The sequence below is a fragment of the Pseudomonas sp. P4_C3 genome (genome assembly GCF_056402075.1).
This window is the reverse complement of record NZ_JBFUIC010000239.1, coordinates 1-6,919: the sequence shown is the minus strand read 5'-3', so window position 1 is coordinate 6,919 and position 6,919 is coordinate 1. Positions and strand designations below refer to the sequence as shown.

Genomic DNA, 6,919 nt, shown 5'->3' with positions numbered 1-6,919 from the left:
GGTAATGTCATCAGACCCATAGGACAGAGCACGCCCATGACTTCCAAGCTGGAACAACTTAAGCAAATGACCACCGTGGTTGCCGACACCGGCGACTTCGAAGCTATCGCTCGCGTTAAACCCGTGGACGCCACCACCAACCCTTCCCTGCTGCTCAAGGCCGCGGCCATTCCGGCGTATGCCGGGCTGCTGAACGCCAGCGTCAATGACTGCAAGGGCGATGTGGGCCTGGCCAGCGACCGTTTTGGCGTGGCCGTGGGGCAAGAAATCCTGAAAGTGATCCCGGGCCGTATTTCCACCGAAGTGGATGCACGCCTGTCGTTCGACACTGACGCCGTGTTGAAGCGTGCGCATCGCCTGATCGAGCTGTACGACAAGGCCGGTATTGGCCGCGACCGTGTGCTGATCAAGATCGCGTCCACCTGGGAAGGCATCCGCGCTGCCGAGATCCTGGAAAAGGAAGGCATCCAGACCAACCTGACCCTGCTGTTCTCCTTCGCCCAGGCAGCCGCTTGCGCCGATGCCGGGGTGTTCCTGATTTCGCCATTCGTAGGCCGCATCTACGACTGGTACAAGAAAGCCAACGGCAACGACTACACCGGCGCGGATGATCCGGGCGTGCAGTCGGTGACGCGCATCTACAACTACTACAAGGCCAATGACTACAAGACCGTGGTCATGGGGGCGAGCTTCCGCAATCTGGGCCAGATCGAGCATCTGGCCGGCTGCGACCGCCTGACTATCAGCCCGGACCTGATCGACAAGCTGGCGGCGGATACCGGCAAGCTGGAGCGCAAACTGGTGCCGGGCCATGCCGGTGAAGCGCGCCTGAGCCTCAACGAGGCGCAGTTCCGCTGGTTGTCCAACGAAGATGCGATGGCGACCGAGAAGCTGGCTGAGGGGATTCGTCAGTTCGCGCGGGATCAGGAGAAGCTTGAGGCGTTGTTGCAGGCCAAGCTGTGATCTGAGTGGGTGTGATGCAAAAAGGGCGAACCCTCACAGGTTCGCCCTTTTTTGTTGATGCGGGGTTCTTGCGGACGCCATCGTCGGAACGCCGCCCGGAGCAAGCTCGCTCCTACAGGGGATCAATGGCGTTCGAGCGCATTCACCAGATCATGGAACGCTTCACGATTGGTGTCGTTCAGGCCCATGAGGATTTTGTGCGCTTCAAGCACTTTGATCCGCACCACTTCTTCGGACTGATCCTGGTCTGGCAGGTCGTCCAGGCATTCCGGGCATGGCACCGGCTGGTCGACGATGTTGAACACCTGCTCGAAGCCCATGGACTGCAGCAGACGGGTGATGTCTTCGTGGGTGGTGACGACGGTCGGCAGCAGGCCGACCTGTTGCCGCGACAGGATCGACAGCTTGGCCAGCAGGCCCAGGGTGGTGCTGTCGATGCTGCGGGTTTCGGTCAAATCGATCACGATCGCGTTGAAATTCTTCGCGGTGAAGATTTTCTCTATAGTCGCATCCAACGCCGAACACAGGGTCAGGCGAACTTCACCGACGAACTTGAGGACGAAGGTGCCGTCCTGCTCGGCGAACTGGATTCTACCAGTACTCATCAAAGATTCCTGCTCAACACCAACAGGGCGATATCATCCGGCATCTCCCCTAGCGTGGCCAATCCAAAAACCTGCCGCAGCCCATCCAGGGTGCCGCCCGCAGCCTTGACCCGTTGGGGCAACGCCGCCTCTTTTTCTTTGAGTGTGGGTTCTGGCAAAAGGTCCAGAATACCGTCAGACATCAGCGTCAGGCTGAACGTCGGTGGCAGTTCCAGCACGTGGTCTTCGTAGGTGGCTTCGTTGAAGAGGCCCACCGGCAGGCCACGCCCTTCCAGATAACGAACACTGTCTGGCGTGTACAACACTGGCAACGGCAGATGACCGCCGATGCTATAGGTCAACAAACCGGTCTCCTCGTCGATGACTCCACCGACCATTGTGACGTGTTTACCCAGCTTACAACTGATCAGGCCCCGGTTGATATGACCAAGAACCTCTGAAGGCTTGAATTCCGGCAAGGTGCCGCTGCGCCGGGACTCGAACAGCAAGCGCGTGGTCATGAACTTCAACAGCACGGTGACGAAGGCTGAAGAGGCGCCATGACCGGAAACGTCCGCCAGGTAAAAGGCTACCCGGCGCTCGTCGACCCGGAAGTAGTCGACGAAATCACCCGACAGGTACAGCGACGGGATGATCTGGTGAGCGAATTTGAACTCGTTGATGGTCCAGGGGCTGACCGGCAGCATGTTCATCTGCACCTGGCGACCGGCATTCTGGTCCTCCTGGAGCAGGTTCAGGCTGGCTTCGAGCTCGCGATTGGCCTTTTCCAGCTTCTCGCGGTAGCGCTGGTTCTCCAGCAACAGGCGCGCACGATCCAGGGCCCGGCGCACAGAGTGCTCGAGCACGGCCAGATCTTCGAGAGGCTTGATCAGGTAGTCCGCTGCGCCCAAGCGCAGGGCTTCGACCGCGTCGTTCATCACGCCCGCACCCGAAACCACAATCACCGGCGTTTGCGGCGACAACCCGGTCACCTGGCGAATGAGTTCGAGTCCGCCCATCTGCGGCATGCGCAGATCGCAGATGACCAGGTCGGGCTTGTCTTGCTCGAATACCTGAAGGCCCTGCTGGCCATTGCTGGCCTGCAAGACACTGAAACCACTGTCTTCCAAATAGGCGGCGAGGCTCGCGCGCACTACTTCGTCATCATCGATTATCAGCAGCGTGGCACTGGTTTTTGGCATGTGGGCAAACGGCGCCAGAATTAGGTTGGCGTAGCAGGCGGGGACTTTGGCCCGGCGCTGACTACTGGATTCGCTTTCTAGCCTCTCTGTCGCACCGCTATCGGGCATTTGCCCTACACACTTGTACACCAGAGGTGCCCTTCTAAGGCGCAGACGGTACTCCCATCCGCGGGGCGTTTCAAGCTCACACCGATGGTCGCTTGACGTCTTTATTTGTCAAATCACCGAGAGTTATAAGAACAGGCAGATCCGTAACCCAATGGAAGGTTCGAACCCACGAGTCAAACCGGCCGGGACTACAGTGAAAAGCGTGATTACATCCGCATGCGGGTCATCACAGACAAAAAAGGCGGCCTGTTGATGGCCGCCTTTTTCAGTTTACCGGTCGAGATCAGAAATCGTCTTCAACCTGACCGTCTTTCACCTTGAACTCACGGTTCTGCAAGTACGCATTGCGGATGAAGGTGTACTTGTCGCCGGTGATCAGCCTCTCGCTCGACAGCAGGTTGGCGCGAGTATCGACGACATCCAGGGCAAAGAACGAGTTACGCACCGGAATGTCGTTTACGTAACGATAAGCGCCGGTGTAGCTGTCGACGTACCTGGACGGTGCATCACGCAAGGTGCTTGGCCCCAGGAATGGCAGCATCAAATAAGGGCCGCTGCCGACCCCCCAGTAACCCAGCGTCTGACCGAAGTCTTCGTCATTGCGCTGCAGGCCCATTCTGGTGCCGACATCAATGACGCCCAGCAARCCGAAGGTGGTGTTGAAAATGATTCGTGCGGTATCGACGCCTGCGGCGCGAGGTTTGGCCTGCAGGATATCGTTGGCCAGGTTGCGCACATCRCCGATGTTSYKAAAGAAGTTGTGRACGCCGTCTTCGACAAACTGCGGCGTCACGTACTGGTAGCCCTGGGCCAGGGGTTTGAGCGCATAGGTGTCGATCACGTCGTTGAACTTGTAAATCGGGCGGTTGACGCTTTCCCAAGGATCCTCTTCCGTGGCTGCCTGGGCAACGAACGGAACCAGCATCACACTGGCGCACACACAAATCCTGGCTAGATGATTGCTCCAGCGCATAGAAAAACTCCTTGGTTTGTACTGGCTCGGGCACTTGGCCCGGGCAATAAGTTGCCAAGTATAAGACGTAAACGCTGTTTAAGGCACTTTGCACGAAATCCACATCGAAGGAATCGTGCAAAATGCGAGCGATTCACGTCCATGTCACTCAACTGTCACCGTCGCCCGCTAGCCTTCAGGCTATTTCAGGGACGTCCACATGCCGCTCGCCGAAGCCTTGCCCCAAACCGCACCCAGCCTGACCGCCGTACTGTTCGGTCTCAGTGGCTGCCTGGTGGATTTCGGCGCACACACGCGCCGGCACGGCAGCCACTCGGCCGAACACGCCGAGGCCACACCCGGCGCACTGGATAGCCTGCGCAGCTTGCAGCGCCGGCAAATCCCCTGCGCCTGGCTCGATGAGCTGCCCCCTGCCCTGAGCCAATCCCTGGCCGCTGCGTTGCCTGAATGGATCAAGCAATCGCAACATCTAGCAACAAATACCCCATGGCCCGCCCCGAACGCCTGCTGGCAAGCCTTGATGACCCTGAATGTCGAGCGACTCGACGGCTGCGTACTGGTGAGCGGCGAACCCCGCCTGCTGCAAGCGGGGCTCAATGCCGGGTTGTGGACCATCGGCCTGGCGTCCTGCGGCTCGCTGTGCGGATTGACGCCTCAGGAATGGCAAGCGCTGACCCCGCAGGGGCGTGACATCAAACGCGCCAGGGCCACGATACAACTGTTCGGCCTGGGCGTGCATTCGGTGATTGACCACCTCGGTGAACTCGACACCTGCCTGGCCGATATCAGCTTGCGTCGGCTCAAGGGCGAAAAGCCCTGACCGAGATCATGCAGGTTGCGCGCGAGTGGATTAATCTAAAGGTCAGGCATCGACCTTTGGCCTTCTGTCATGGTCTATGCCAGTGCCTATCGATTAAAGAAGGAAGAACGCCATGCCCGCCCGCGAACTGCAAGAACAGCTCAATGCCCTGCGCGAGCAATTGGAACAGAATCCTCCGCTTTCCGAAGCCGAGCGCGCTGACCTGCACGCGCTGATGGAACAGATCGAACTTGAACTTGAGCTGGAAACCAAAACCCAGGGATCCAGCCTCGCCGATGGCGTCAACCTGGCCGTGGAACGCTTCGAACTCGAACACCCTACCCTTGCCGGCACCCTGCGCAACATCGGGCAGGCCTTGGCCAACATGGGGATCTGAACCCTCCTGATGCAAAAAAGCCCTGCTGGCGATAGCAGGGCTTTTTCATTTCTGAAATTCGAAACTTGAACCTTGAACCTTGTAGGAGCTGGCTTGCCAGCGAAGGCAATCTACCAGTCGACTAATATGTCGGCCGAACCGCCGCTTTCGCTGGCAAGCCAGCTCCTACAGYTTGATGTTACTGACGGACGATGCAAAAAAGCCCCGCTGGCGATAGCGGGGCTTTTTCATTTCTGAAATTTGAAACTTGAACCTTGTAGGAGCTGGCTTGCCAGCGAAGGCAATCTACCAGTCGACTAATATGTCGRCCGAACCACCGCTTTCGCTGGCAAGCCAGCTCCTACAGTTTGATGTTACTGACGGACCAGGCGATGGTTCGGCAGCTGCACCTCTTCGGTGCTGCGGTACGGGTTGATATCCAGCCCGCCACGGCGTACATAACGCGCATACACCGTCAGTTTCTCCGGTTTGAGCAACCGCTGCAGGTCGAGGAAGATCCGCTCTACACACTGCTCATGGAAGTCCGAGTGCTGGCGGAAGCTGACGATGTATTCGAGCAGGCTCGCGTGATCCAGCGCCGCGCCACGGTACTCCACCGCCACGCTGCCCCAGTCCGGCTGGCTGGTGACCGGGCAGTTGGACTTGAGCAAATGGCTGTGCACGCTCTCCTCGACAATGCGCGAATCATCGCAACGCAGCAGTTCCGGCCGTGGATGCTCGTAGTTGCTGACGCTGATATCCAGCTCGTCGATGCACACGCCCGGCAAGGCCACGACGCCTTCGCTCTCGACATCCTTGAGACTGCGAATACGCACGCCCACCGGCTTGCCGGCAGCCGCCGACAAATCCTTGACCAACGTCGCCTCAAGGCTCGCGGTATCGGCAAACGGCGTCTGGTTCAGGGAGTTGAGGTACAGCTTGAACGACTTCGATTCGATGATGTTCGGCGAATCCGCCGGAATGCTGAATTCACCGATCGCCACCACCGGCTTGCCCGACGGCAGCAGCCAGGACAGCTCGAAGCAGTTCCAGAAGTCCACGCCTTTATACGGCAGGGTTTCAGCCGTCAGGCCCAGTTCCGCCCACTTCGCGGTGCGCGGGATCGGGAACAGCAAGGACGGCGTGTAGGTGGCGATGTATTCGCTGGACTTGCCCAGCGGCGAGTGTTCGGCTGCGGGATGCATGGCGGAAACCTGACTGAAGAATCAGCGGATTCTATCAGCCTTTGCTCCCGCCTTTGAGTGCTTACTGACTGACAGTCAATTTGCCGACCATGCCAGCCTCGTAATGACCGGGGATGTTACAGGCAAATTCGAGGCTGGTGGCCTTGCTGAAGGTCCAGGTCAGCTCGGCGGTCTTGCCCGGCTCCACCAGCACGCTGTTCGGGTCGTCATGCTTCATGCCGTGGTCCATCGAACCGTGATCCATACCGGCCATGTTGCCGTGGTCCATTACCTTCATGCCGGTGGGCGTCAGCATGCCGCTCTGCTGCATCTGCAACATTTCCTGCTGGTGTCTGGCGTGCATCGCCGCATCCCCCAGGTTGAACTCATGCAACAACTGGCCTTTATTGACCAGCACGAAGCGCACGGTTTCCCCGGCCTTGATGTCGATGGCCTGCGGCGTGAAGGACATGTCCTCCATCACCACCTCGATGCTGCGGGTCGCCTTGGCCGCCGGGGCCGGCTGACCGAAATCGTAGCTATGCCCGGCGTCCGCCCACACCGGTGAACTCAGCGCCAGCAAACACAGGATGTGCGCCACGGACTTGCGTAAAAACATCGTCATACTCCAACAAGATAAGGCTCAGCATGGGGAAAACTCTAAACTGCTGCCACTGCCCGCAACCTGACAGCCAGATTACAACTTTGTCAGGTTGACCTATATGAACGC

General features: G+C 58.8%; 8 protein-coding genes. 3 read left to right on the top strand and 5 right to left on the bottom strand.

The window, feature by feature from the left end; all coding sequences use genetic code 11:
* Positions 1-36 precede the first annotated feature (36 nt).
* Positions 37-963 (top strand): transaldolase, encoded by a 927-nt coding sequence (tal, locus tag AC1DVH_RS24265; RefSeq protein WP_477755958.1) that lies wholly within the window; start codon positions 37-39, stop codon positions 961-963.
* Positions 964-1,085: 122 nt separating this feature from the next.
* Here tal and rssC read toward each other — a convergent pair whose 3' ends face one another.
* The 3 genes from rssC to AC1DVH_RS24250 all read right to left on the bottom strand — a co-directional run bounded on the left by rssC (position 1,086) and on the right by AC1DVH_RS24250 (position 3,830).
* Positions 1,086-1,568, bottom strand: a complete 483-nt coding sequence (rssC, locus tag AC1DVH_RS24260) for an anti-sigma factor antagonist RssC (protein ID WP_477755957.1) — start codon at positions 1,566-1,568, stop codon at positions 1,086-1,088.
* Positions 1,568-2,749, bottom strand: a complete 1,182-nt coding sequence (gene rssB, locus AC1DVH_RS24255; RefSeq protein WP_477755956.1) for a two-component system response regulator RssB — start codon at positions 2,747-2,749, stop codon at positions 1,568-1,570. The genes rssC and rssB overlap by 1 nt, the downstream gene beginning before the upstream one ends.
* 391 nt (positions 2,750-3,140) lie before the next feature.
* Positions 3,141-3,830 (bottom strand): MlaA family lipoprotein, encoded by a 690-nt coding sequence (locus tag AC1DVH_RS24250; RefSeq protein ID WP_477755955.1) that lies wholly within the window; start codon positions 3,828-3,830, stop codon positions 3,141-3,143.
* A gap of 199 nt (positions 3,831-4,029) precedes the next feature.
* On the opposite strand from AC1DVH_RS24250, the gene AC1DVH_RS24245 reads away from it, so the two are divergent.
* Both AC1DVH_RS24245 and AC1DVH_RS24240 read left to right on the top strand, forming a co-directional pair.
* The gene (locus AC1DVH_RS24245) at positions 4,030-4,650 is read left to right on the top strand and encodes an HAD family phosphatase (RefSeq protein WP_477755954.1); all 621 of its coding nucleotides are present in this window, start codon (positions 4,030-4,032) and stop codon (positions 4,648-4,650) included.
* 112 nt (positions 4,651-4,762) lie between these two features.
* Entirely contained in the window at positions 4,763-5,026 is a 264-nt protein-coding gene (locus AC1DVH_RS24240; RefSeq protein ID WP_477755953.1) for a DUF4404 family protein, read from the top strand.
* A gap of 353 nt (positions 5,027-5,379) precedes the next feature.
* On the opposite strand, the gene queF is transcribed toward AC1DVH_RS24240, so the two are convergent.
* Both queF and copI read right to left on the bottom strand, forming a co-directional pair.
* A complete protein-coding gene (gene queF / locus AC1DVH_RS24235; RefSeq protein ID WP_477755952.1) occupies positions 5,380-6,210 on the bottom strand; it encodes an NADPH-dependent 7-cyano-7-deazaguanine reductase QueF in 831 nt (276 codons plus the stop codon).
* A gap of 61 nt (positions 6,211-6,271) precedes the next feature.
* Positions 6,272-6,808 carry a copper-resistant cuproprotein CopI gene (gene copI / locus AC1DVH_RS24230; RefSeq protein WP_477755951.1) on the bottom strand — a complete coding sequence of 179 codons (537 nt, stop codon included), beginning with the start codon at positions 6,806-6,808 and terminating at the stop codon, positions 6,272-6,274.
* Positions 6,809-6,919 lie beyond the last annotated feature (111 nt).

Excerpts from the sequence above, each read along its gene's own strand:
- tal (WP_477755958.1), top strand. The coding sequence starts at position 37 with ATGACTTCCAAGCTGGAACAACTTAAGCAAATGACCACCGTGGTTGCC.
- rssC (WP_477755957.1), bottom strand. The coding sequence starts at position 1,568 with ATGAGTACTGGTAGAATCCAGTTCGCCGAGCAGGACGGCACCTTCGTC.
- rssB (WP_477755956.1), bottom strand. The coding sequence starts at position 2,749 with ATGCCAAAAACCAGTGCCACGCTGCTGATAATCGATGATGACGAAGTA.
- AC1DVH_RS24245 (WP_477755954.1), top strand. The coding sequence starts at position 4,030 with ATGCCGCTCGCCGAAGCCTTGCCCCAAACCGCACCCAGCCTGACCGCC.
- AC1DVH_RS24240 (WP_477755953.1), top strand. The coding sequence starts at position 4,763 with ATGCCCGCCCGCGAACTGCAAGAACAGCTCAATGCCCTGCGCGAGCAA.
- queF (WP_477755952.1), bottom strand. The coding sequence starts at position 6,210 with ATGCATCCCGCAGCCGAACACTCGCCGCTGGGCAAGTCCAGCGAATAC.
- copI (WP_477755951.1), bottom strand. The coding sequence starts at position 6,808 with ATGTTTTTACGCAAGTCCGTGGCGCACATCCTGTGTTTGCTGGCGCTG.